The sequence below is a fragment of the Candidatus Scalindua japonica genome (assembly GCF_002443295.1).
GTDB classification, from domain to species: domain Bacteria; phylum Planctomycetota; class Brocadiia; order Brocadiales; family Scalinduaceae; genus Scalindua; species Scalindua japonica.
Genome location: NZ_BAOS01000027.1, coordinates 167331 through 190254, shown reverse-complemented (window position 1 = coordinate 190254; position 22924 = coordinate 167331). Strand labels below are relative to the sequence as shown.

Sequence of the window (22924 nt, the reverse complement as noted above, 5' to 3'; positions counted from 1 at the left end):
CATGTTTTATGCGAGTCGAGTTTATGCGCAGGCGCTATAAAGAACTAATGTAAAATTTTATTTATCGTATTCCAAATCTCTTCTGAAATTTCTTCTTTAGATTTTAATTGATTGTTTTCTGTGCACTCTATAGTGTGCCAGTTACTATCACCAGCTGCAAGTTCAAGATAAGTATCCCGAACTCTCTTCATGTACTCTGTATCTTTTTCGTGTAGATCCACTTCTGATTTCAACCCTTCTGATTCTCTTGATCGGGCTTTAATTAACTCTTGAGAAATTTTTATCGGAACATGCAGAAAAATAGTCAGGTCTGCCTTTGGGACGCCGTAAACTTCATGTTCAAGCTCCTCGATCCATTTAAAAAATTGTTTTCGCTCTACCGAATCACAGATCTTTGCTCCTTGATGGGCCATATTTGAGCAGACATAACGATTAGATATAATTATACTACCTTCTTCCAGCCATTTGTGCATTTGTTTATTTGCCTCCCATCTATCTCCCGCGTAAAGAAGGGAAGTCAGATATGGATTAACCTCATTGGGGCGTGACTCAAGTCGTCCCGCACTCTTATTGTCAGCAGTAAAACTTGTCCTCTCAGCAGGTGGATGTTTTATAAGATGATCTCTCAATTCCTGTGGCCAACCGTATTCACCTTTCAAATATTTCTCAATCATCTTTGCAAAAAAGGACTTGCCATATTGTGGAAAATCTGTCATTTGGACTTGATCGCCTTTTTTAGACAGCCTTTCCACGAGAAGACCGGCTTGCACCGTTTTTCCGCTTCCATCGGTCCCTTCAATTACAAGAAGCTTACCTTTTTTCATATTACTGTTCTGTTCTTGTTCATTATTGTTGTTATTATCCGGATTCTTCATTCAGCGTCACTACATCCAGCAATGACGTTTCCGTGGACAGACTGAAGGGCGGAGTCACATAAAAGTCTATATACAGATCTACCTTACGAGAACAAATGGTAACAAAGCAAATATACAAAAATCAAATGATTTGTTGTAAAGAATGTATATTTTGGTACAATTTGTTTTATTATGTTTGTAAGAGTTTCAAATTTACTGAGTTCTAAAATAATAATTTGCTTTGTTTTTTTGCTTTTACTCAGCCAGAGTGTATCTCTTGGTGGCGAAGCGGAGGAATTAAGAAAAGATCTTTTAGAATTGGAAAAGGTTATAGATCCATTTGTACGAATTTTCCAAAAAGTATCACGCTTGGTGGCTCCTTCCGTAGTAAGCATTGTTGCAGAAGGTGCTTATGGCACACACACTGACCCCCATGAAGAAGGGGGCTCTTCTTTTTCATCTCCTGACGACAAGAACAATAAATCTCAAAATCCTAACAAGCCAAGTTTTGGTTCCGGAATAGTAATAAAAAAATCAGGATATATCCTTACTAATTTTCATGTTGTGCACGGTTTTGAAAATGGAAGAATTACGGTCACCTTATCTAACGGGGACAAGTATGATGCAGCAATGGTCGGCCAGGACCCAAACACAGATCTGGCAATTTTGAAGATTGCTTGTGAAGATCTCAGAGAAGCTGTTCTTGGAGACCCAAAGAGTGTAAATGTTGGGGACTGGGTCATCGCTATCGGCAATCCATTTGGGTACAACCAGACCGTTTCAGCAGGAATTGTAAGTGCAATAGGAAGAACGCACATTACCCCATTTGCCAAACCTTTTGCATATGAAGATTTTATTCAGACAGATGCCGCAATTAATCCGGGTAACAGCGGTGGTCCTCTGGTAAATCTGCACGGTGAGATTATCGGTGTTAATTCTGCTATCGCAACACGTACAGGAGGATTTCAGGGAGTTGGATTTGCGATATCCATGGAAATTGCAAATGAGGTTATATCCGACTTGATTGAAAAGGGCAGAGTTGTAAGAGGTTACCTGGGGGTTGGGCTTCAAGATATAAATGACAGCCTGGCCACATATTTGAACTTAGGCAGTAAAAGCGATGTGATGAGAGAATTTCGTCTTGATTCGGATAAGGGGGCTTTCATATCCGAGGTTTGGCAGGGTACTCCTGCGTCAAAAGGAAAAATTCTTCCTGGTGACGTTATCATTGCGTTTGGCGGACGCAAAATTTTAAATATAGACGACTTACAGAAAGCTATAAGAGTTTCAGAAGTTAACAGTAATGTCGCTGTAACAGTCATTCGTAACAGAGAAGAAAAACTATTAACAATCAATATCGATGAACAACCTGAAAGCATGTCCGGGCGGTCGTATGTAACAATCAGGAAGCTTATTGAGCAAACAAGCCTCAGTATAGGTTTAGCAGTAGAAACCTTACCCCCGGAAGTTGAAGAGGGGCATGGAGTACTGGTAAAATATGTAGTAAGCGATAGTCCTTCAGAGAAAGCTGGTATTTTACCCGGTGATATAATCTTAAGAGTTGGTTCCAGTGATATAAAGGGTGTCAGTGAATTTCAAACAGTATTGAAGGGGTTTGTAGATAAGGGCGTAACCATTTCCCTATATATCAAATCAAAGGGCTATGTTACATTGAAATATTAATCCCTACTTTTTCTTTTTAGTAACGGTCTTTTTCTTCCCTCCCCTTGCTCTCTTTTCAGGAGCTTTTTCTGCAAGATCGAGGCACTCTTTAAGGGTAAGATTTTTAGGTTCTATATCCTTTGGTATTTTGACATTCTTTTTACCCATCTTTATGTAAGGCCCGTACCTGCCATTTAGCACTTGTACATCAGGGTTTTCGTCAAATGACTTGATATGCTTTTCCGCATCCGCTTTACGTTTAGCCTCTATAAGTTCAATGGCCCTCTCTTGCTCAACAGTATAAGGGTCATCATCACCTTTTAACGAAACAAATTTGCTATCGTGTCGAATATATGGCCCAAACCTGCCAATTGCGGCAGTAATTACTTTGCCTTCATACGTACCAACTTCTCTCGGCAGCTTAAATAAGTTTAGGGCTTCCTCAAAAGTAATGGATTCCAGCAACTGCCCTTTTAGCAGACCTGCATATTTAGGTTTCTCTTCTTCTTCAAGCTCTTCTGTCGTTCCAATTTGAGCCATTGGACCGTATGGCCCCAGCCTGACCAACAGTGTCCTTCCCGTTTTAGGGTCCTTTCCCAATTCTCTTGAGGTGTCTACCTCCGACCGGTCTATTGCTTCCGTCGCTTCTACTTTTTCATGAAAGCTACCATAAAACGCCCCAATCATTTTATCCCACTCCAGCTTTCCGGTGGCAATATCATCAAATTCTTTTTCTATGGAAGCGGTAAAAGAATAGTCAGTGACTCTTGAAAAATTTTTTACAAGAAAGTCGTTGACTATCCTGGCAACATCTGTTGGGAAGAGTTTGGCTTTTTCTGCGCCGGTAATTTCCTTTCTTGTGAAGGAATCAACTTTGTTATCGGCCAGGATTATTTCAAGATATTCTCTCTCCTGGCCATCTCTGTGTTCTTTGAGCACATATCCTCTTTTTTGTATGGTGGAAATGGTGGGAGCATAGGTAGATGGCCTGCCGATACCCATCTCCTCCAGCTTCTTAACCAAGCTTGCTTCAGTAAACCTTGCTGGAGATCTGGTAAACCTTTGAACCGCCCTCATTTTATCAAGGTTGAGCTCCTGACCGACTTTTAGTGGTGGTAAAAGCCCTTTGCTTTCCTCTTCATCCTTTTCTTCAACATTTGATTCAAGGTAAACCTTCAGAAACCCTTCAAATGTAATGACCTCACCTGTCGCTTTCATCGTTTGGTGGACCGTGGAGATAGCGACTGTCGCTGTGGTTCTTTCTATACGTGCATTAGCCATTTGTGATGCAATTGCCCGCTTCCAGATCAACTCATAAAGACGCGCCTGGTTTCTATCACTTCCAGCACTTTTTTCTGAAAAGTCTGTCGGCCTGATAGCCTCATGTGCTTCCTGTGCGGAGCTCGACTTGGTAGTGTATTGTCTTGCTTCCGAATATTCGGTACCATACGCGGAAACTATTTCCTTTGCGGCGTTATCCAGTGCTAATTGTGAAAGGCTTACAGAATCTGTCCTCATATAGGTGATTTTACCGGATTCATATAAACGTTGAGCCAAGGTCATAGTTTGCGCTACGGAAAAACCGAGTTTAAGGCTGGCTTCCTGTTGCAATGTAGAAGTAGTAAATGGCGCCGCCGGCTTTTTCTGCCCCGGTTTTTTCTCCAAATTACTTATTGAGAAAGTGGCTCCAACACATTTGGATAAAAATCCATGAGCCTCCTTTTCGGATGAAAACCTTTCGGACAACTCCGCTTTCAACACTTTGTCACCTTCAACTAAGAACTCTGCGCTTACTTTGAAAAATGACTTAGATTCAAATTGTTCAATTTCGCGTTCTCTTTCTACTACCATTCTTACAGCAACAGACTGGACCCTCCCGGCAGATAGGCCGCGTTGGATCTTTTTCCATAAGATGGGTGATAATTCAAACCCAACAAGCCTGTCCAGAATCCTCCTGGCCTGCTGAGCGTTGACAAGATCAATATCAATTGTTCTTGGTGACTCAATCGCATTTAATATTGCCTGTTTAGTGATCTCTCCAAAAACAATTCTGCGAGTATTTTTTTCATCTAATTTAAGCGCTTCGTTTAAGTGCCATGATATCGCTTCTCCTTCTCGATCATCATCAGTTGCCAACCATACAACGTCAGCATTCTTTGCAGACTTTTTAAGGTCCTTTATAACGTCTTTTTTTTCTTTAGGGATTTCATATGTTGGCTGAAACCCGTTTTTTATATCAATAGCTTTGTTGGTCTTGGGAAGGTCCCGGACATGGCCGAAACATGATTGTACCGTAAAGTCTTTCCCGAGATAACCCTCAATTGTTTTTGCTTTTGCCGGTGACTCTACTATTACAAGGTTTTTATCCATACGAATAATCTTACTATTATTTATTGAAGATTTAAAATGAAAACATATCTTGATAATGCTAAAGTTAAAAATTAAATCAAAGGTGTATGTTAGTGTCAAGGGTTTTCCTGTTAAATTTCTTGTGTGTTTTCAGCAGATATAGGACCTTGATTATAAATTTTTATAAAAAGCAGTTGATAGTTACTACGTTGCTTTATATAATTCAACGTTCGTTTTTATTCACTATTTCACGATTTTTTAAGAATTGTTTCATTTTAATATAAAGCATTTTTGTTCTTGATTTATTAAACTCAATGTGACGCAAATGCGAAATGAGAGGTATTTATGGCTGCAACAAGCTGGTTTAGAAGAAATCAGAAAAAACTCCTGGGTGTTCTAGTCGTGTTTTTAATGTTAATTTGGGGGATTGGTCCTGCGGCGGAATACATTATTCCAAAGCCTGGTGTCGGGGAGATCCTTGGTCAGAAAATCACTCAGGACCAGTTTAGTAATACTGCCACCAGATGGTCACGGATTTTTTTCAGAGATTCCAAAGAACCGGTAGCCCAACAGGTGTGGCGGCAGATGGCGCTCATCGGTCAGGCGGAGAACATGGGAATAGTCATTACGAAAGATGAACTTGCGCAGGAGATACGAAATTTTTTTCCTGTTGACCCGCGCATCTTTGAAGATAAAGAAGGTTTCAGGCGTTTGATTGGAAATGTATTTCATTTGACAGAACCGCAGTTTGAACAAACTATAAAAGAATATCTTTTATCCCGTAAACTTCAATACCTCTTAAAAAGCTCCGTAAAGGTTACCAGGAATGAGGCATTCCAGCGATATATCAAAGAAAATGAGCAGGTAAAAATCAAATATGCTGCCCTTAGTGCCAGGAATTTTATCCGTCGGGTTGAAATCAAAGAGGACGAGATTAAATCTTTTTACGACAAGTATAAAGAAAATTATCCTGATGTTGCAGAGGGGATATGGGGCTATAAAGAACCTGAAAAAGTTAAAGTTGAATATATAATCGCAAAGTCTGATGAAGTAGAGAAACAGATTAATATTACTGATGAAGAAATGCGAAAATATTATGAAGAAAAAAAAGCCCTTATGTTCAAAAAAGAATCCGTAGAAAAACCGGATGAAACTTCTGTATCAGAATTCAAGCCTTATGATGAAGTGAAAACACAAATTAAAAATAATATGCTTCTCAGAGAGCGCGAAACAATGCTTAACAAACGTATTGCTGATGTGGATAATGACATATATGAAAATATTGACAAAGAAGGGTTTATCAGTTTTGCTAAACTTGCTGAGAAATATGGTCTTTCACATGTTGTCGCTACAAACAGGAATAACGGGACAAACTATTTCACAAAAGAAGAATTAAGGGAAGTGTTTATTGATCTCCCACAATTCCCCCAGCAGGTATTTGAAAGGGAAGTCAATGATCCATCGACCCCTATAAGTTCTGCGGAAGGTAAACTTATTTTTCGTGTAATAGAAAAAGTCGAACCACTTATACCTCCTTATAAAGTGATCCATGATAAAGTTGCCGAAGATCTACGTTATGAAAAAGCATTTGAAGAGACGGAAGAGTTTGCGAAAAAATGCCTTGAAAAAGTAAATCAGACATCTTTTGAAGAGGGTATAAAATTTATAGAAAATGAGACCGGTAAATTAGCAATAGTAGAAACAAAATATGTCTGTAGACCGGGTATATTTGGTGAAGGTGATGACACGGAGGTATTGGAACCGGAAAAAGCTAAAATTGCAGAAACTGCTTTCGGTTTAAAAGTTGGGACCTCGGCCATTGCTGTTGAAAACAGAGGTGAAAAGACATGTTATGTAATAACATTGGCGGATAGAAAGCGGGTTGATCCAAAGGAATTCGAAGAAAAGAAAGATGAAATAATGCAACAATATCTTATGGAAAAACAGTTTGCATTTTCGACTGAATGGGAATCCTGGATAGGAACAAAGACTCAATTGGGTAAGAGCAAAAGCTAACGTACGCAAGAGGTTCAAATTGGATACAATTTTTGGTATCAAACAGATAAAAAAAAACTTACCTGGCCTGTTGTTACATTAGGAGTGTTTGACGGTGTTCATTCTGGCCATCAAAAGGTCATTCAAAAAACTATACATCTGGCAAACAAAAAAAACGGGGAATCGATAGTTCTGACTTTTGATCGTCGCCCTAAAAACGTTCTTTCACAAACACAACAAACTTGTATTACTTCGCTGGAACATAGACTGGTATTGTTTGAACAACTCGGTGTTGATATATCAGTGGTGCTGGAATTTAATAAGAAAATATCTGAAGTCAGCGCCGAAGATTTTATAAGTAAAATAATGTATGAGTGGTTGGGAGCTAAAGTCGTCGTTCTAGGATTTGACTGTTCATTTGGCAAGGACAGAAGGGGTAATGCGTCTATGGTTAGTAGCTATGCTAAAAAATACGGATTTGAAGTAGTCACATGCAATCCCGTGGAATTTGAAGGCGAGAGAACAAGTAGTACAACAATACGAAAACATATTATTCAAGGCAACTTGCAGAAAGCAAGGGGAATGTTGGGCAGGCGTGTTTCAGTATTTGGTACGGTTATAAAAGGCTCTGGCCGAGGAAAAGGGCTGGGGTTTCCTACTGCTAACCTGAATCTTCATCATGAGATAAAACCTCCTTCCGGAGTATATGCGACTAAAGCGCTTCTGGAAGGAAAGGAGTATAATGCTATAACCAATATAGGAACTTGTCCTACATTCCGAGAAAGCACGTGTGATGATGAGCCTGTAGTAGAAGTCCACATAATTGATTTTAAAGAATCAATTTATGGAAAGGACCTGGAAGTGCAGTTTCTTTATAAACTAAGAGAAGAAACCAGGTTTAAAAGTGCAGATGAATTAAAGTTGCAATTAGGACGAGACAGAATAAGATTTATGAACAAGACGTCCGAGAAAGTATTGACAGAGTAGCCACAATGCACAAACTGCATCTTCTGATTAAAATTCAGGGCAGATAGCTCAGTTGGTAGAGCACGGGATTGAAAATCCCGGTGTCGCCGGTTCGATTCCGGCTCTGCCCACCACATTGAATTTCCCATTTTATTCCCCATAAATTCTTCCTTCACAGGAGGAAATTTATGGAGGAATTAAATTAACACCCTACGGGTAGACTTTAAAGATATTCGTTTAGGGTGGATTAAGGCCCTTCGGCCGAATCCACCGAAATACCCACACATTAATACCGTAAAATAAAGAGTGGATCCGTTTCACTTAATTCACCCTGCTATGATAATTAATAAAAGGGAAAGATTCAAAAAATGAGGAGCAGTTATTAGTGTTAAGGATGAAATGTAGCTTTATAATTATCTGGATAGTATTTTTTATTTTTTCTTTAAATCCATGCTACTTGCTTGCGCAGAAAGAGGAAAAAATTGATCCGGACGTCTTTTTTCAGGATTTTGAAGAGTTTATAAGCATAATAAAGGAGATTCAGAATAAATACGTTGATGAAGTCGGGCTGAGAACGTTGCTTATGAACGCTTATAAGGGAATGCTTGCCGGCCTGGACCCCTACAGTCAATTTATTGATTCACAAAACCTTAAGGAGTTAAAAATTGAAACAGAAGGTGAGTTTGACGGACTGGGTATCGAAGTCGTTATAAAGAATGGATTTTTAACGGTTTTGACGCCTATTGTTGATTCACCAGCTTTTCACGCGGGAGTATATATTGGTGATGTGATAATCAAAATTGATGGAAAATCAACAAAGAATATTTCAATTCCTGAGGCAATTGAAATGCTCCGAGGCAAAACACATACGAAGGTAACAATAACTGTAGTACGTGAGGGTGAAAGTGAACCGGTTGACATTACTATAGAACGCGCAAAAATCCATCTAAACAGTACGCGTGGCACAAGGATCGTTGATGAAGAGGGCAAGATAGGTTATATCGCGGTTACCAGTTTTCAAGATAACACAATAGATGACCTGGACGTTGCAGTGAAAGAACTGCAAAAACAAGGAATGGAATCCCTGGTCCTCGACCTCCGGTTTAATCCGGGAGGCCTCTTGAATATTGCAGTTGGGATGGCTGACAAGTTTATTAAAAAAGGATTAATTGTTTCTACAAAAGGCAGGCACAAATCACAGCATCACGAATATAAAGCGCACAGATCAAAAACGTACAAAAAATTTCCACTGATCATATTAGTTAATAATGGTAGCGCCAGCGCCTCTGAAATCGTTGCGGGAGCGGTTAAAGACCATAAACGCGGCCTTTTACTGGGGACCAAAACTTTTGGTAAAGGCTCAGTCCAAAGTTTAATACCAATAACAAACAAAAATTCCGCACTGAAACTGACAACAGCAAAGTACTATACACCATCCGGGACCCTGATTGATGGTATAGGTATTGAACCGGATATAAAGGTGGATCTTACTCAAGAGGAAGTGAGAGGTTTGCACAGGCACTTGGCTAGAGTAAACGCGGCAGACATACGAACGAAAAACGGGAAAGAGCCAATAGAAACTAATGATGAAAAAGAAAAATTTGTTGATGCACAGCTTGCCAGGGCAATTAATATTTTGAAAAGCAAGAGTGATAATTCTGAAACCAACTAGATATAACAGTTAAAGCGGATCTAAATTTAATTGTTTTAAACGACTAATTCCAGCTGCTTTCACGCATGACAAACCTCCTTTAATACATATGATAATTCTCGGAATCGAAACCTCTTGTGATGAAACGTCTGCGGCTGTGGTAGAAAATGGTAAAAAAATCTATTCAAACATAGTTGCATCTCAACAAGACCTGCATTCAAGATTTGGTGGTGTAGTGCCAGAAATCGCTTGCCGGGCCCACACAGACACGATTATAACGGTAATTGACAAAGCGGTTGCTGAAGCGAATATAAAGATGAGTGACCTGGACGCAATATCTGTAGCAAATACTCCTGGTCTTATAGGGGCACTATTAATTGGACTTACGGCAGCCAAGTCGTTAAGCTGGATATTGAAAAAACCGCTGATAACAGTCAATCATCTACATGCGCATATTTACGCAAGTAAAATAGAATATGATGATATTGATTATCCGGCGATCAGTCTTGTGGTATCCGGAGGGCATACCTCTTTATTTCTGACACATAGTGAAATAAATTTTGAGTCTGTTGGAGTTACTATAGATGACGCTGCAGGAGAAGCATTTGATAAAGTTGGTAAGATTTTAGGTTTAGGATATCCCGCTGGACCAGAGATCGATACTCTTTCGGCAAAAGGTAATGAGAGGGCAATACAATTCCCTCGCTCTTATCTGAAAAAAGGATCTCTTGATTTCAGTTTCAGTGGTATAAAAACTGCAGTCCTGTATCACTGTATGGGTCAGGACTTAAGTAAGGCCAGCGAAATGCCGAAGCTGACTAATCAGGAGATTGCGGACATTGCTGCAAGTTTTCAGGAAGCGGTTATTGACGTACTTGTAGACAAAACAATTTTTGCGGCAACTAAATTTTCTACTAAAAGCATTATCCTTGGCGGTGGAGTTGCCTGTAACTCTAGATTACGACAGAAACTTACCGATTCGGCAAAGCGGCGTGGCATACCACTCTTTTATCCTTCAAAGAAGCTATGTATGGATAATGCTGCAATGGTAGCGGGACTTGCATTTCATAAATATGTAGAAAAAAATTTCTCTAATCTCGAAGTTGAAGCAATACCATAGTAGGTATCACTATATAATATAGTGTTGAACGCTGCAATCAAGTATGAAGTACCTTAAGTGAATGACCGTGCCTGATAATAAAAAAATCCATAACGTTAACGCATTTGAAACTTTAGGCACTTATAACTTTTTCTGAGGCATTTACAATGGACAATATCACAATTAAAAAACTTTTAACAAAGGTAAAAAAAGGTGACATTACAATAGAAAACGCCCTGCAGAGTTTTAAGGAACTGCCATATAAAGACCTGGGATTCGCCAAGGTTGACACTCACCGGACCATACGTTGTGGTTTTCCTGAAGTGATATTCTGTGCGGGAAAAACTCCTGAACAGGTACTTAAAATTGCAGGTCAGATTATTAAACATGGGTCTGATCTATTAGCAACACGAGCCAACAAAGAGATATATAAATGTATTTCTCAACAATATAAGAATGCCCGATACAATGAGAAAGCCGGGACAATCGTTATTAAGAAATCTCGCTCAAAAAAGAAGAAGGGTTTAATATTGATTGTAACTGCCGGCACCTCAGATATACCAGTCGCTGAAGAAGCGAGGGAGACTGCGGAAATAATGGGAAACAACGTAAAGGTCCTTTATGATGCGGGAGTTGCGGGTATACATCGCCTGCTCAGCAATCAGAATGATATAATGACTGCAAATGTAATTATCGTTATTGCCGGTATGGAAGGGGCGCTTGCCAGTGTGGTGGGAGGAATGGTCGCCCGTCCTGTTATTGGTGTACCAACGAGCATAGGATACGGTACAAGCTTCGGTGGTGTTACTCCACTTTTAGCAATGCTGAACAGCTGTGCAGCAAATGTTACTGTTGTAAATATAGATAATGGTTTTGGAGCTGCTTATGTCGCGTCTTTGATAAATAGTACTAAATAGATTCAATCAATTATAATAAACCCTGCTTTCACAGGAGCCCCCATAGATTAGTGCTGGACTCCTTTTAAAAAAAAATGACACACAAATTACTTAACTTTCAACCAGGTAACATGATCAAAATTAAAAACCTGCCTGCATTAAAAACCAGGAAAAGCAACTCTCATAAAGGGAGCTACGGCCGTGTATTGGTGCTTGCCGGTTCACCGGGTATGACAGGTGCTGCTTGCCTCTGTGCGAAAGCCGCATTAAGGAGCGGATCTGGTATTGTTACATTGGGTATACCTGAGAGCCTGAATCCTGTAATGGAGGTGAAACTTACGTGCGTTATGACGCATCCTCTGCCCGAAACAAAAGCGGCTACACTCTCCAATGAAGGGAGAAAAGAGATCATGAAGTTGTGTGAGGCGCACGATGTCGTCGCATTGGGACCCGGTCTTTCTCAACAACCGGAGACGAGAGGACTCATACTCTGGTTAATAAAAAATATAGATCGCAATATGGTAATTGATGCCGATGGACTTAACGCGCTTACGGATAATGTAAATGTACTACACAAGATAAAAAAAACGTGGTATTAACACCACATCCCGGAGAGATGTCACGCTTAACAGGGCTCGGTTCGGCAAGGGATATTCAAAAAGAGAGGTTGGAAACGGCAACACAGTTTGTTCAATCAATTCGAAAAATATTGAGTAATGAAAAAAAACTTATCCTGGTATTAAAGGGAGATAAAACAATAGTGGCAGATTATGAAAAAGTATACGTAAACCGTACGGGTAATCCCGGAATGGCAACTGCCGGTGCGGGTGATGCCCTGACGGGAACCATTGTGTCATTAATCGGCCAAGGATACGATGTATTTGACGCTTCACAACTTGGTGTCTACATCCATGGCCTGGCAGGTGATATTGCGGCAAAGAAAAAGGGAGAGCTGTCAATGATCGCTTCCGACATTATTGAGTACCTACCTGACGCATTTAAAAAATATAAAAATTGAAAGGATGGAATTTTAGAAATGGCTTTATCAATCGAACAGCTTGAATCTTGGGAAAAAGAGGCGGGGATCCACTTTGACAAACTTGAAGAGGTAGATGAGATGATCCAGAGAAAACTGGTAGACAGGAACCTTGCCAAGCGAATGGGTACAGTTGCGGATGACAACATACAGATACTGATATCAAAACTGCGAGACTCTCTGGAAGACACCAATATATCAGAAGTATGTGATACACTGGATAAAATTAAAAGAAAAGGACCTGGTGAGGAGATAAAGAGCGAATTGGAAAAAATATCCGAAAACAATGGTGGTGATGCAGCTTTAATAGAATCGATCAAGGGCCACGACGGACATATACTGATACTCGCTATGCAGGTTATAAAGAGACTATTAGTACCTGCTTAACAATAGAGAAAGATGTCTTTGTGCAAAAAAATGAGTAATTTTTTGCCGTATAAAACAGGAGAGTGGTTATGAAGCTCAAAAAAACTCTGTTTGTACTAATCGGTATCTTATCTGGGTAACTACAGTCCCTCAGGTCCAAGAGTTTTGTCAAGAATTTGTCTACAACAATCCAGACGCCACAGATAAAGAGATAAATTTGAGATTGCTTAAATCGAGAAAATCCTTTATATGTTATATTTGCAAATAAAATATTTTTCAGCTTATAAAGAGGTATAAAAATGGAAACACCAAATTCAGAAGAAGCTCAGGTTGAGTGGGTAGCGGTCAAGGAGGGTGATCAGGATTGGATAAAAGAGTTGGCTGACATGTTGACTGAAAATGATATTGGTACCGCTGTTACGCTTGCACCTGGATGTAGCGCTGGAACATGTGGTTGCAGGTTCATCCTAATGGTAACCGAAGAGAATGTTGATGAAGCGCAAGACTATATTGATGAACATTATATGACAATGCATCCGGAACACCGCGAATCACAGGAGTGGGCCGACCAGAACAGATGCCCCGCCTGTGGCCACGACGTCGGTAAGGATGTAAAAGAGTGTCCTGACTGCGGACTTGTCCTTATTTTCGAAGGATAGTAATATAAATTCTACCTGTTCCATCTATTCCTGAAGCTCTTGATGTCATTGTCCGCAGAACGTACGATCTGAGTGCAGATGAATATGAGGACAGAAAATTGCCAGCAATCTTCCGGGCCAATCACAAGACCGGAAGTAACATTCTCTTCTTTCTGCAGATCCTGGGTGTATTGTTCAATCGCCTTGCTGAGCCTGTCTTCAAAAATATCAAGTGAATATGTTTTATTATTATATTTAAGGGACGGGAATTCAATACCTCGGACAAGAAAAAAATTAGTAATCATATCCTGCTGTTGCTGATATGCGTCCCTGAAATCAAACCCATCAAGCTGAGGTGAACCCGGCGGAAGCAAGAGCGTGGGTTTCTCAACCAGGACTTCTCCCTTGCGCACCACACAATCTCCTAGATTGACTGAGGACTCAGCCAGAAAGATGTATGGCAGATGGGTGGTTTGGTGAGTGTCAAGAGGCTTTACCCTCGGTCGTATTATTTCAGTATATTTGAGGGCTTTTTCCCAGGTTTTTTCAATGTCCATAATTCGTTCATATTGGTAAAATGGGTTCTCATATCCGCATACTTTAAAATCCCTAAACTATTTAATAGAAGGAATATAATAATTCTATCCTCTACGACAACCCGTTATCCTGACAAAATTTATCAAGCTCATCTACTAAAATGCTTGTCTGTTCCAGGATATGGTTACTTACTTTTTCGCTACTTTTAAGGTACTTGAAATAATCGTGACAGACATCATCTGTATCAAGAGCACCATCAACTTCAAACTCCGGCACTACATCACCATCAGAAAGAAAACTGGCGAGCTGCAGAAAACTCAACTGCAGGGTTCCGAACATTTTCTCATCTCTCGGCTCTGCGGTACCCGCATACATCAGCTCAACCTTAATTGCCTCTTTTATCGTATCTTTGTCATATGGTAATAGTGACTGACAACGGCCCTGAACATTCCTTATCGACTTTTCTCTCAGAACATTTCCATACTCTTTTACGATCTTGATCGCCTTCTCTAGATCCACGTTTGATCCTTATATATTATTCGTATTTCACTGAGCTTAATTTTTTATAAAAACATTATAACATAAATAATAACAAAAACAGTGACAGAAATTTATGACTTTATCAAATGATTTTATATTTCAATTGTCAACTAATCTCAATCGCTAAATTTCTCTCTTTCTTAATCTGTATGAATCTGTGTCCTAAATCTTAATTCGTACTTGCCCGGCCATGTTGCCAGGACGGGAATCTCAAATCATAAACTTGCCAGACGTGTAGTTTGGCAGGACTTTTTATCCTTGGCCTCAATATTTAAGCTTCTATTACACGTCGCAAGAATATAATAAAATACTGAAAGCAAAAATGAAATCCCTTTCAACCATAGAGTTGACTGTTAGTGATTGCAATGACGATATAAATCTAATTAATGAAAAACTTCAATCTCTAGAAAAAGAATGACAAGAACGAAAAGGCAAGTTTCGTAGTCTTTTGGGGAAACCAGATCGAACGTTGATTTAGAATCAATACATGATAATGATGACAAAATTCTTGAAACCAGAGAAGTTATAGCACAAGATAAAGAAGACCTTACATTTCCTGAATTATTGTTGGTAGATACACCGGAAACAGCAGGGATTGAAATGGATAATTTGATTAACGGCATAGGAAAAATTTAAAGACTTAGACTTATTGGAAAAAAATCATCAAGTAATATTAGCAACGGGATTACTTAAATACCCTGATGATCTAAAAGATAATCGAGTCTTGTATATGGTAACAAAGGCTGATGCACTTTTTAAACTCTGTTCATAATGAGTATATGTACATTCTCCATCCGTTATTGCTTTTACGGGCTATGGTATTTTTCGAAGCGTCGGAATCTTTGTAACAACAGCAAGTTTGTAAGAAGAGAGTTTACAACCGGTCCCATTCTACTAATGAGATTTTACGTTCTAATACGCTCAAAATGTAATTCCTTGTCATGCATATTCCTCATTAATGACTTTGTAGGTTTACTTCTCTCAAAATCTTCCAGACTATTGTCGTTTGTGTGTAGTCTAAAGGATACCTCTCCAGATTTTCTACAATTTCCAATGACAAGTCAACGTCTAGATCAGACCAGTGGAGATGACGGCCATGTAGTAACGTAACATTAATCAGGGTAGATATTTTGGCATCAATGAACCAGGGATATTTGCAAAAGGAAGAAAGTCTTCTTTCTTGTCCAGAAGAATCCAAAAACCGTATTCTGAAATATTAGTTATTTCAGACCTTGAAATGTTTTTTCCTTTTCCTAATGATTTCATTCCTGTGTTCCTCAACTGTTTTATGAAAAATTGAGTTCCTTCTTTTTCAAACCAGAATAATTCGCTAAAGCAATAGTTGGTTCTAACCAAAACTTCGCCTCTCCGTCAGGAGAAACAACGTGTATATGCATTCTCTCTTCCTCTTTTGAAAAGAAGTGGAACCGATATTTTCCTTCTGTGAAAACGGTGGGACTCGTGAGAGATATTATAGCAAACAAAAAACAAATTTGTCTCTTTTTTTCAAATGGATGTATAATTCACATAGTATTTTCAACAACAGGAAACACCTTCTTCCTTTGATGGGCTGCAACTGTATGCTGCCTTATTCCCATCATTCCCGTTAAAAATTGCAAACTGTCCCGTATAGGGAGGATTGCTTAGTTTTTGAGCGGTATCCGTACATACTGCGACAGGTTCATTTCGGGGGAACAGGTGACCCTCTTCATCAGTTATTGCCTTATATGGGCCGTGGTAAACGGCCCTCTGTCCGATGTAGACACAATCCTCTTTCTTTTCAAATTTGTATCCTCGCAATGTTACCGAGTGAAATGAGTACCCTTCAATATCTTTCCAGAATACTTTGGATAAAGTTTGAAGTCCATAGAAACCTGCCTGTTCAAGGTAGGCCATAAATTCATCTTCAGTGAGTGCACCACTGATACACTCACCCCATAGCTGTTTGTTCAGTTTGAGATGCGGGGGAGTCTCTACCTGAGAGACAATATCAGATATAACAATCCTGCCGTGGTCTTTCAGGACCCGCCACATTTCACTGAAAACGGCTTTTTTGTCAGGTGACAGATTAACAACGCAATTAGAGGTAATCAGATCAACAGTGCCGCTATCAACCGGGATCTCTTCAAGAAATCCCTTCCTGAACTCTACAATATCGAAACCGAGGTTCTTTGCCACCAGAAGTCTGTTTTCATTAGCAACCTTCAGCATCTCGTCTGTCATATCAATTCCGTATACCTTTCCTTTCGGACCGACTTTTTTAGCCGCGATAAAACAGTCAATCCCCGCGCCTGCTCCCAGATCTACCATTGTCTCTCCCGGTAGAACCCCGGCAATAATTGTCGGGCTTCCGCATCCATAAAACCTGTCCAATACTTCCTGCGGAATATGACTGGTATCTTCATCAGAATTTTTGGTAGGACAGCATAATTCTTCCTGAGGTTCTTCCGCAGCTTTCCCGTAAAATTCGCGTACAATACTTCTGGGCTTATCAACATCAAAAGAGAGTACACAGTTGGAATGAAGGGTATGGACAGACGGCTGATTTACAATTACAGATTCAGGATTTAAGACTTGAGGATTCGGTGTTTGTTCATCAGCACCGCAAACTGTTGCTCCTTCACCCATTGATCTTAAAACAACGGGAGCATTGAATCCGGTTTTCCTCTCCATCATTTTCTTCCTGACTTCGGCAAGTTCAAATATAACATCCTTTGTTATCTCTTTGTGAAGATCACAATAAGGATCCAGTGCATGTATACCAAGATCTGCTGGGAATCTATCGGTTTCCAGCTTGAAACCGTTTTCTGAGAAAAAGAATGAGTGTTCAATGTCCCCGCCTCCGCATACAAATTTAATATGACACTCTCTACATTTTTCTTTATGCTGAAGTGTCGCGTTTCTGAATGCCTTACTCATATTGCTGTTTTTCCAGATCTCACTGAGCGTATTATCAAGAATACTTCCACATCTCAGTCCCGCATGTCCGGCAAATGAAGCGGACGGATAAACGTCGCCGTTCGAATAGACACACATGCTGTCGTAACAGGCATTTCCCAGATCATACCGTGTGCCTCTATTACTATTTGACCTGAATTTGTATGAATCGTGATTGTCGACGGTAATACCTGACTCTCCGGCAACCTCTTTCACTCTCCTTGTTACTTCAATCACCTTATCTATCGGAGGGATGGAGTTGTTGCCATTGTCAGTTATCCTTCCCCTCTTATGGGCCCACAGGAGATGGTGAGTTTTCACCCCTAACGACGCAAGCAGTTTTGTAGCTTCAGGTATGTCATCAATATTGCTGTTTGCTATGACCGTTGTAACAGTTGGGTAATATCCGGCGCGAATACTATTCTTAATCCCTTCAACGATCTGATTAAAACTACCTTTTCCCCTTAACGGATCATTGACCTCCGGTCTTGAACCGTCAAGGCTAATCTGGATCTTTAAATATTTCTTATCGAATTTTTGTAATTCTTCTATAGTTTCACCTTTCAGAAGGGTTCCGTTCGTGAGTATTATAAGTTCGGACTTTTTATGGTTGCAGATATAGTCAGTAAGTTCAAAAATGTCTTTTCGTATGAATGGCTCTCCACCGGTAAAGTAGAAACGAGTTGTTCCTAATGTCGTTGCTTCATCAATAATTCTCTTTATCACCTCAGTTGAAAGGCCTTTATCTTCATTTGGTGATGAGTTTACCAGGCAATGTGAACATGTCAGGTTGCATGAATTATTCGTATGTAGCCATAATTCATTGAGTTTCTCCGCGTGAATAAAATCTGCACGTCCTGTGTATTCAGTCCTCTTTACCGGTTCTGATGTCAGGAATTCTGACCTTATCAGATCTTTTAAAAAAGTGTGGACTTCCAACCATGCTTTAGTATAGTCTACATTAAAATTTACTGCATAGTTATGTATCAGTTCCTTCATATTTCTACAACTCTTGATATCCTCTATAATCTGACCACCTCTTCTGTCAGTAATAATCCAGTTTGGCATCTCATGGTCTAAAAACAGATGAAGAGACCCCTCTTCTATATGATAATAATCCGGAACATAAAACTGCGATTTTTCGTTTATTTCCATTTTAACTTTTACCTCCAATAAAATTTCTATTCAACAGCGACAGTATCCAGTAAAATTATTTATTAAATATTCAATAAGCGGAGAAAAACTTTAAAATTATCAACCACCCCTTCGCCCTCCTTCACCCTCCTTCACAAGAAGGGGATTGAAGCCTTAGTCGCTACTTGCCCGGAGAAAACCCTCGGTATTCTGTGTCCTGGTGAGAAGTGGCCATTCTCAACTTCTTGGGTATTTTGTAGTCCCTCTTTGCTAACCATCCATATATTAATAGAGTATAAAAAGGGAGGTATTCCGGCAGTTTTAACCAGTGTACTTCTTTCCATACCCATTCATTGTTATAGAATATCATTTTCGAAAACAGTTCATGGTTCATGAAATAATAACAAATAACAGTTCCAGTCAGGACAAGCCATGCCGGGTTTTTATTAAAACAGAGAAATGGGATAATCCAAGTCAGATACCACGGATGTAATGTTGGGGCCAATATTAAAAAAGTCCCAATAGCAATAAAAGCATAATTTAAGACAAAATTATTAATCTCCATATTTCCTCTTTTTTCAGACCCTGGATTATTCGCAATTTCCAATGAAGAAGTGATATGCCTTTTATATAAGAGCAGAAGCACCGCCCCAAAGATCAATGCCGTTACTATCTTAGATGCCAGAGGAGAACCGATGCACAAACAGAAAATCAGAAAATGGGCAGAATCATTAAAATGATACTGGGTCCCAAATTGTAACAGGGTAGAAAACAGCCCTTTGCCTGCACTGATATATGGTAAATACAAAACAGTAATAATGGCAAGCAATACTCCAGCATATTTAATTCTTTTGCCCGAAATCAGAAAAGGAGCAATAATGATGAATATAAATTTGGACATTGCTGCCAGGGCAATAGAAAAGACGGTTCCCAGGTTTTTCCTAATTGCGTAAAGATACAGCGCGAGTATAACAAGGAGTATCTGCAGGGAATCGCAATGTCCTCTTGCTGCAAAGCTGATAAGTATTAACGGGCACCACGCATATATCAACACATCAAGTGGGTCTTTTCCCATCACCTTTAAAAACCGTAATAATAGGAAAATGGAGAGTATATCAAAAACCAGGAAAACAGATTTCATCAATAAAATAGTATGTGAAACATAATCTGCTATTGCAAACACCATAAGCGTAAGAGGTGGATAAATCGTAGGCAGATGTTTATGATTAATATCGGAAAAAAAACTATCTCTCAGATGTTCCAGGCTGGAAGATTCAGGCGGATAGGAGTAGGGGCTTATCCCGTTTAACTGTATCTTTCCTTCCCACAGGTAACGATATATGTCGTCTGAAGGAGCAACCGGTAAAAGCGTAAATCGAAACATCAATGCAAAAATAATAATAACCCAGAGTACTTTTCCTGAACTGTTATTATCCTGATCATGAGCCTCAGCGTTTTTAGAAATATAGAAAATGGTAAAGATATATGTAATAAAAGAGGCTATATACATGATAGCAAAAAAGGGAATATTCTTTTTTATGTCCCCGCTGTAAGCAATTGCAGCACAGAGGACTTCAATGATAAAACCTGTTATTATAATAGACGTTAATTTCCTGTTCATTTTTAATGAAATATTTCTGTATCCGGAAAGTAATCTGCCCAGACAAACCAGTAAACAGACAGAAAGTTTACGGGAAGGAGTGTTCTGCCCTTCATGTTTCCCTTTATGCCTATACCATTCTCCATATCCCAGGTAGTGTTTGTTACCGTGTCAGTTGTATTATTCACCTTCTCCGCAAAATCAATTACAACTCCGTCAAGCTGCCTGTCATATACATTAATAATGCCGGTGTCATTATTTCTATAAACCAGAAGTTTCACCCCCTGAAATTCATCGGTTATTATCGGAGTATTGTTAAACAGATAGAATGGATAGGCCTTATGTCTGCCTTTTATTTCTATTCCAATAATGTTTGCCTTAACGCCCAGCCTTTGATCAATATTTATAGCGGGGAAAATACCTCTCTCTTCGTTCTTATGATAGTCTCCGTAAACATCATAACCAACGGTCCTTGAACCATGATGGGATAATACGAGAGAATCCGGGTGAGATTTTTTCCAGGCTCCCCACGGTATTTTTTGGCATCCCGAGATCTGTTTCAGTTTCTTACCAGTCAATGTACCTTTTATTGACTCACCGTAAACAATTGGCCAGAGAGATTCCGTTTCGTAGTCAAACATTACAAGTGTGTTTTTGAGTAAATTACCAGAGACCCCAAACGTATACTCTTTGCTATCAATTTCGCGGTTATATACAACAGCAAGGTTCGCGAGAGGACACCAGGTAACAGCGATAGCAGTATCCCCAATTCTATCATTTACTATTTCGTGATGGTTCAGGAGGTAAACAGAATAAGCACGGTTCTCATCATTAATCGTTATACCGACAACTGGTTCATTTTCATCTAGTCCTGCTTCTTCCGCGTGAACAAAATCAGGATTTTTTATAGCAGGTATTGTATCACGAGGGAGAGCGTTTTGTATCTCATCCTCTTTTTGTGAAATGAGAGTATTGGCCCAACATAAACGGGTACTAAAAATCGAAAAGCACAACGCTAAATAAAATAAGCATAGATGCTTTCTGCAAAGAGAATATTCAATCAGCATTTTATTGTCTCATTAAACTTTTGAAAAAGAGAAAGCACGCCGACATAAAGAAATCCAACTGCATACATCAACAGAAAAGGCCCGAATACAAATTTCTTATTACTCGTATACTGCATAAACCCCATAAAGCAATAAGCACTTAAGAGTATTTCACTGATAAAAAAAATCTGCAATGGTAAAGAATAATTTTTTACCAGTATATTTCTGCCTCGTTTGGTCACACCATACTTGGGTGTTCGGATAAAATCACTCTTGATATTAAACAGCGCTTCAAGTACCGCTTTTGTATTATTAATGGCAATACCACACCCAATAACCATAAGCGCGGGTATAAACAGGCATTTTTTTATCCAATCCTTATAACCCTTTTTTTGGGAAACTATATAAAGGACTGTAGGAGCAAGTGCCCCCATAGTTATCAGGAATACCATGCTTATCATCGTTAAAGAGATGGACATATTGCTCATCCGCACTTTTAATAAGAGTATCAGGGGAAAGGATAACAGTGCAAGAATAATCATCATTGGATGAACCATGTACTGGTTCAGATGAATAAAGGCCTCAGCTTTCTTTATCAAACTATCGTTTGTCTTGAATACTTGAGGTAAAAGCTTTTTTGCAGTCTGAATTGAACCCTTTGCCCACCTATGCTGTTGAGATTTATAGGCATTTATGTCAACTGGGAGTTCAGATGGTACGACGACATCAAGCAGGAATTTAGTATTCCATCCCTCTAATTGTGCTCTATAAGAGAGGTCCAGGTCTTCGGTCAGGGTATCAAAACACCAGCCTCCTGAGTCAATAATTGCCTTCCGTCTCCATACCCCGGCAGTCCCATTAAAATTCATATATAATCCGTTCCAGGTCCTGGCTCCCTGTTCTATTATAAAGTGGCCGTCCATACCAATGCTCTGTGCTATTGTCAAGAGAGAGTAATTTCGGTTAATGTGCCCCCAACGTGTTTGAACAATAGCGATCTTTGGTTTTTCAAAAAAGAATGGAATGGTATTATAAAGAAATTCGTTATCCGGAATAAAATCGGCATCAAATATTGCCAGAAACTCACCTTCCGCCTTTTCCATTCCCAGGGTTAATGCCCCTGCCTTAAATCCATCTCTATTCTCTCTAACAACATGTTTTATGTTAAACCCCATCTCTCTGTATTTATTAACCAGTTTTGAAACTATCTCCCTTGTTTCATCATTTGAATCATCAAGTACCTGTATTTCATGAAGATCTTTAGGGTAATCAATATTTACGACGGCATGAATTAAACGTTCTACCACATGCCTTTCATTATAAACTGGTAATTGTGTAGTCACTTTTGGCAGGCTATCCTTGCTGTGGTTTGACCAGAATTGTTCCAGGAATTTTCGATTTCCGGATGTTTCCTTCCTGACCCTTTTACAGAAGAGGTAAATCATATAATAATTATTAATACCATAGATGAACAGCCACAGTGCCGCCGGGCAGTAGAAAATAAGGACTATTACTAATAATGCTTTCTCCATAAATGTCAGTTTTTGTTATTGCTCAAATAAAAGTGTAAATTGTCATTTGGAGGAAGACCTCTCCTTCCACGGACAGAAAACGCTGA

At 39.4% G+C, this 22924-nt stretch carries 20 protein-coding genes and 1 tRNA gene; 11 read left to right on the top strand and 10 right to left on the bottom strand.

What is annotated here, in order from left to right; translation table 11 throughout:
- Positions 1–44: 44 nt before the first annotated feature.
- Positions 45–875 (bottom strand): dTMP kinase, encoded by an 831-nt coding sequence (locus SCALIN_RS14285; RefSeq protein WP_096895135.1) that lies wholly within the window; start codon positions 873–875, stop codon positions 45–47.
- Between the two features lie 228 nt (positions 876–1103).
- Between SCALIN_RS14285 and SCALIN_RS14280 the strand changes: the two genes are divergently transcribed.
- Positions 1104–2537 carry a trypsin-like peptidase domain-containing protein gene (locus SCALIN_RS14280; protein WP_162532336.1) on the top strand — a complete coding sequence of 478 codons (1434 nt, stop codon included), beginning with the start codon at positions 1104–1106 and terminating at the stop codon, positions 2535–2537.
- 3 nt (positions 2538–2540) lie between these two features.
- Here the strand turns inward: SCALIN_RS14280 and topA are convergent, their stop codons facing one another.
- Positions 2541–4886 (bottom strand): type I DNA topoisomerase, encoded by a 2346-nt coding sequence (gene topA, locus SCALIN_RS14275; protein ID WP_096895133.1) that lies wholly within the window; start codon positions 4884–4886, stop codon positions 2541–2543.
- Positions 4887–5210: 324 nt separating this feature from the next.
- Between topA and SCALIN_RS14270 the strand changes: the two genes are divergently transcribed.
- The 10 genes from SCALIN_RS14270 to SCALIN_RS14225 all read left to right on the top strand — a co-directional run bounded on the left by SCALIN_RS14270 (position 5211) and on the right by SCALIN_RS14225 (position 13533).
- Positions 5211–6881 carry a SurA N-terminal domain-containing protein gene (locus SCALIN_RS14270; protein WP_096895132.1) on the top strand — a complete coding sequence of 557 codons (1671 nt, stop codon included), beginning with the start codon at positions 5211–5213 and terminating at the stop codon, positions 6879–6881.
- Between the two features lie 18 nt (positions 6882–6899).
- Complete coding sequence (locus SCALIN_RS14265) at positions 6900–7847, top strand: bifunctional riboflavin kinase/FAD synthetase (protein ID WP_096895131.1); 948 nt, start codon at positions 6900–6902, stop codon at positions 7845–7847.
- 37 nt (positions 7848–7884) lie between these two features.
- Positions 7885–7960, top strand: a tRNA-Phe gene (locus SCALIN_RS14260).
- A gap of 260 nt (positions 7961–8220) precedes the next feature.
- Entirely contained in the window at positions 8221–9498 is a 1278-nt protein-coding gene (locus SCALIN_RS14255) for a S41 family peptidase (protein WP_096895130.1), read from the top strand.
- An 88-nt stretch (positions 9499–9586) separates the two neighbouring features.
- Positions 9587–10597, top strand: a complete 1011-nt coding sequence (tsaD, locus tag SCALIN_RS14250) for a tRNA (adenosine(37)-N6)-threonylcarbamoyltransferase complex transferase subunit TsaD (RefSeq protein WP_096895129.1) — start codon at positions 9587–9589, stop codon at positions 10595–10597.
- A 146-nt stretch (positions 10598–10743) separates the two neighbouring features.
- Entirely contained in the window at positions 10744–11493 is a 750-nt protein-coding gene (gene larB, locus SCALIN_RS14245) for a nickel pincer cofactor biosynthesis protein LarB (protein ID WP_096895128.1), read from the top strand.
- 110 nt (positions 11494–11603) lie between these two features.
- Positions 11604–12071, top strand: coding sequence for an ADP-dependent NAD(P)H-hydrate dehydratase (locus tag SCALIN_RS23450; protein WP_162532334.1), 468 nt, complete (start codon positions 11604–11606; stop codon positions 12069–12071).
- On the top strand, positions 12062–12490 hold the full coding sequence (locus SCALIN_RS23445) for an ADP-dependent NAD(P)H-hydrate dehydratase (RefSeq protein ID WP_096895126.1): 429 nt from the start codon (positions 12062–12064) through the stop codon (positions 12488–12490). The genes SCALIN_RS23450 and SCALIN_RS23445 overlap by 10 nt, the downstream gene beginning before the upstream one ends.
- Positions 12491–12508: 18 nt before the next feature.
- On the top strand, positions 12509–12895 hold the full coding sequence (locus SCALIN_RS14230; protein WP_096895125.1) for a hypothetical protein: 387 nt from the start codon (positions 12509–12511) through the stop codon (positions 12893–12895).
- A gap of 278 nt (positions 12896–13173) precedes the next feature.
- The gene (locus tag SCALIN_RS14225; RefSeq protein ID WP_096895124.1) at positions 13174–13533 is read left to right on the top strand and encodes a zinc ribbon domain-containing protein; all 360 of its coding nucleotides are present in this window, start codon (positions 13174–13176) and stop codon (positions 13531–13533) included.
- Between the two features lie 11 nt (positions 13534–13544).
- Here the strand turns inward: SCALIN_RS14225 and SCALIN_RS14220 are convergent, their stop codons facing one another.
- The 8 genes from SCALIN_RS14220 to SCALIN_RS14190 all read right to left on the bottom strand — a co-directional run bounded on the left by SCALIN_RS14220 (position 13545) and on the right by SCALIN_RS14190 (position 22838).
- Positions 13545–14069 (bottom strand): hypothetical protein, encoded by a 525-nt coding sequence (locus SCALIN_RS14220; protein ID WP_096895123.1) that lies wholly within the window; start codon positions 14067–14069, stop codon positions 13545–13547.
- A gap of 91 nt (positions 14070–14160) precedes the next feature.
- Positions 14161–14568: a hypothetical protein gene (locus SCALIN_RS14215; RefSeq protein WP_096895122.1), complete on the bottom strand. Its 408-nt coding sequence runs from the start codon at positions 14566–14568 to the stop codon at positions 14161–14163.
- Between the two features lie 976 nt (positions 14569–15544).
- Positions 15545–15787: a DUF2442 domain-containing protein gene (locus SCALIN_RS24090; protein WP_420885438.1), complete on the bottom strand. Its 243-nt coding sequence runs from the start codon at positions 15785–15787 to the stop codon at positions 15545–15547.
- Positions 15706–15945 carry a hypothetical protein gene (locus tag SCALIN_RS23125; protein WP_162532315.1) on the bottom strand — a complete coding sequence of 80 codons (240 nt, stop codon included), beginning with the start codon at positions 15943–15945 and terminating at the stop codon, positions 15706–15708. The genes SCALIN_RS24090 and SCALIN_RS23125 overlap by 82 nt, the downstream gene beginning before the upstream one ends.
- A 180-nt stretch (positions 15946–16125) precedes the next feature.
- Positions 16126–18681, bottom strand: coding sequence for a methyltransferase domain-containing protein (locus SCALIN_RS14205; protein WP_096895120.1), 2556 nt, complete (start codon positions 18679–18681; stop codon positions 16126–16128).
- 160 nt (positions 18682–18841) lie between these two features.
- Positions 18842–20281, bottom strand: a complete 1440-nt coding sequence (locus SCALIN_RS14200) for an MptA/MptB family glycosyltransferase (protein ID WP_096895119.1) — start codon at positions 20279–20281, stop codon at positions 18842–18844.
- 2 nt (positions 20282–20283) lie between these two features.
- A complete protein-coding gene (locus SCALIN_RS14195) occupies positions 20284–21327 on the bottom strand; it encodes a DUF3179 domain-containing protein (protein ID WP_096895118.1) in 1044 nt (347 codons plus the stop codon).
- Positions 21321–22838, bottom strand: coding sequence for a glycosyltransferase (locus tag SCALIN_RS14190; RefSeq protein WP_096895117.1), 1518 nt, complete (start codon positions 22836–22838; stop codon positions 21321–21323). Before SCALIN_RS14190 ends, SCALIN_RS14195 begins: the two co-directional genes overlap by 7 nt.
- Between the last annotated feature and the right edge of the window lie 86 nt (positions 22839–22924).

Coding starts and splice junctions, on each gene's coding strand:
- SCALIN_RS14285 (WP_096895135.1), bottom strand. CDS start 875: ATGAAGAATCCGGATAATAACAACAATAATGAACAAGAACAGAACAGT.
- topA (WP_096895133.1), bottom strand. CDS start 4,886: ATGGATAAAAACCTTGTAATAGTAGAGTCACCGGCAAAAGCAAAAACA.
- SCALIN_RS14270 (WP_096895132.1), top strand. CDS start 5,211: ATGGCTGCAACAAGCTGGTTTAGAAGAAATCAGAAAAAACTCCTGGGT.
- SCALIN_RS14255 (WP_096895130.1), top strand. CDS start 8,221: ATGAAATGTAGCTTTATAATTATCTGGATAGTATTTTTTATTTTTTCT.
- tsaD (WP_096895129.1), top strand. CDS start 9,587: ATGATAATTCTCGGAATCGAAACCTCTTGTGATGAAACGTCTGCGGCT.
- larB (WP_096895128.1), top strand. CDS start 10,744: ATGGACAATATCACAATTAAAAAACTTTTAACAAAGGTAAAAAAAGGT.
- SCALIN_RS23450 (WP_162532334.1), top strand. CDS start 11,604: ATGATCAAAATTAAAAACCTGCCTGCATTAAAAACCAGGAAAAGCAAC.
- SCALIN_RS14230 (WP_096895125.1), top strand. CDS start 12,509: ATGGCTTTATCAATCGAACAGCTTGAATCTTGGGAAAAAGAGGCGGGG.
- SCALIN_RS14225 (WP_096895124.1), top strand. CDS start 13,174: ATGGAAACACCAAATTCAGAAGAAGCTCAGGTTGAGTGGGTAGCGGTC.
- SCALIN_RS14220 (WP_096895123.1), bottom strand. CDS start 14,069: ATGGACATTGAAAAAACCTGGGAAAAAGCCCTCAAATATACTGAAATA.
- SCALIN_RS14205 (WP_096895120.1), bottom strand. CDS start 18,681: ATGGAAATAAACGAAAAATCGCAGTTTTATGTTCCGGATTATTATCAT.
- SCALIN_RS14200 (WP_096895119.1), bottom strand. CDS start 20,281: ATGAACAGGAAATTAACGTCTATTATAATAACAGGTTTTATCATTGAA.
- SCALIN_RS14195 (WP_096895118.1), bottom strand. CDS start 21,327: ATGCTGATTGAATATTCTCTTTGCAGAAAGCATCTATGCTTATTTTAT.
- SCALIN_RS14190 (WP_096895117.1), bottom strand. CDS start 22,838: ATGGAGAAAGCATTATTAGTAATAGTCCTTATTTTCTACTGCCCGGCG.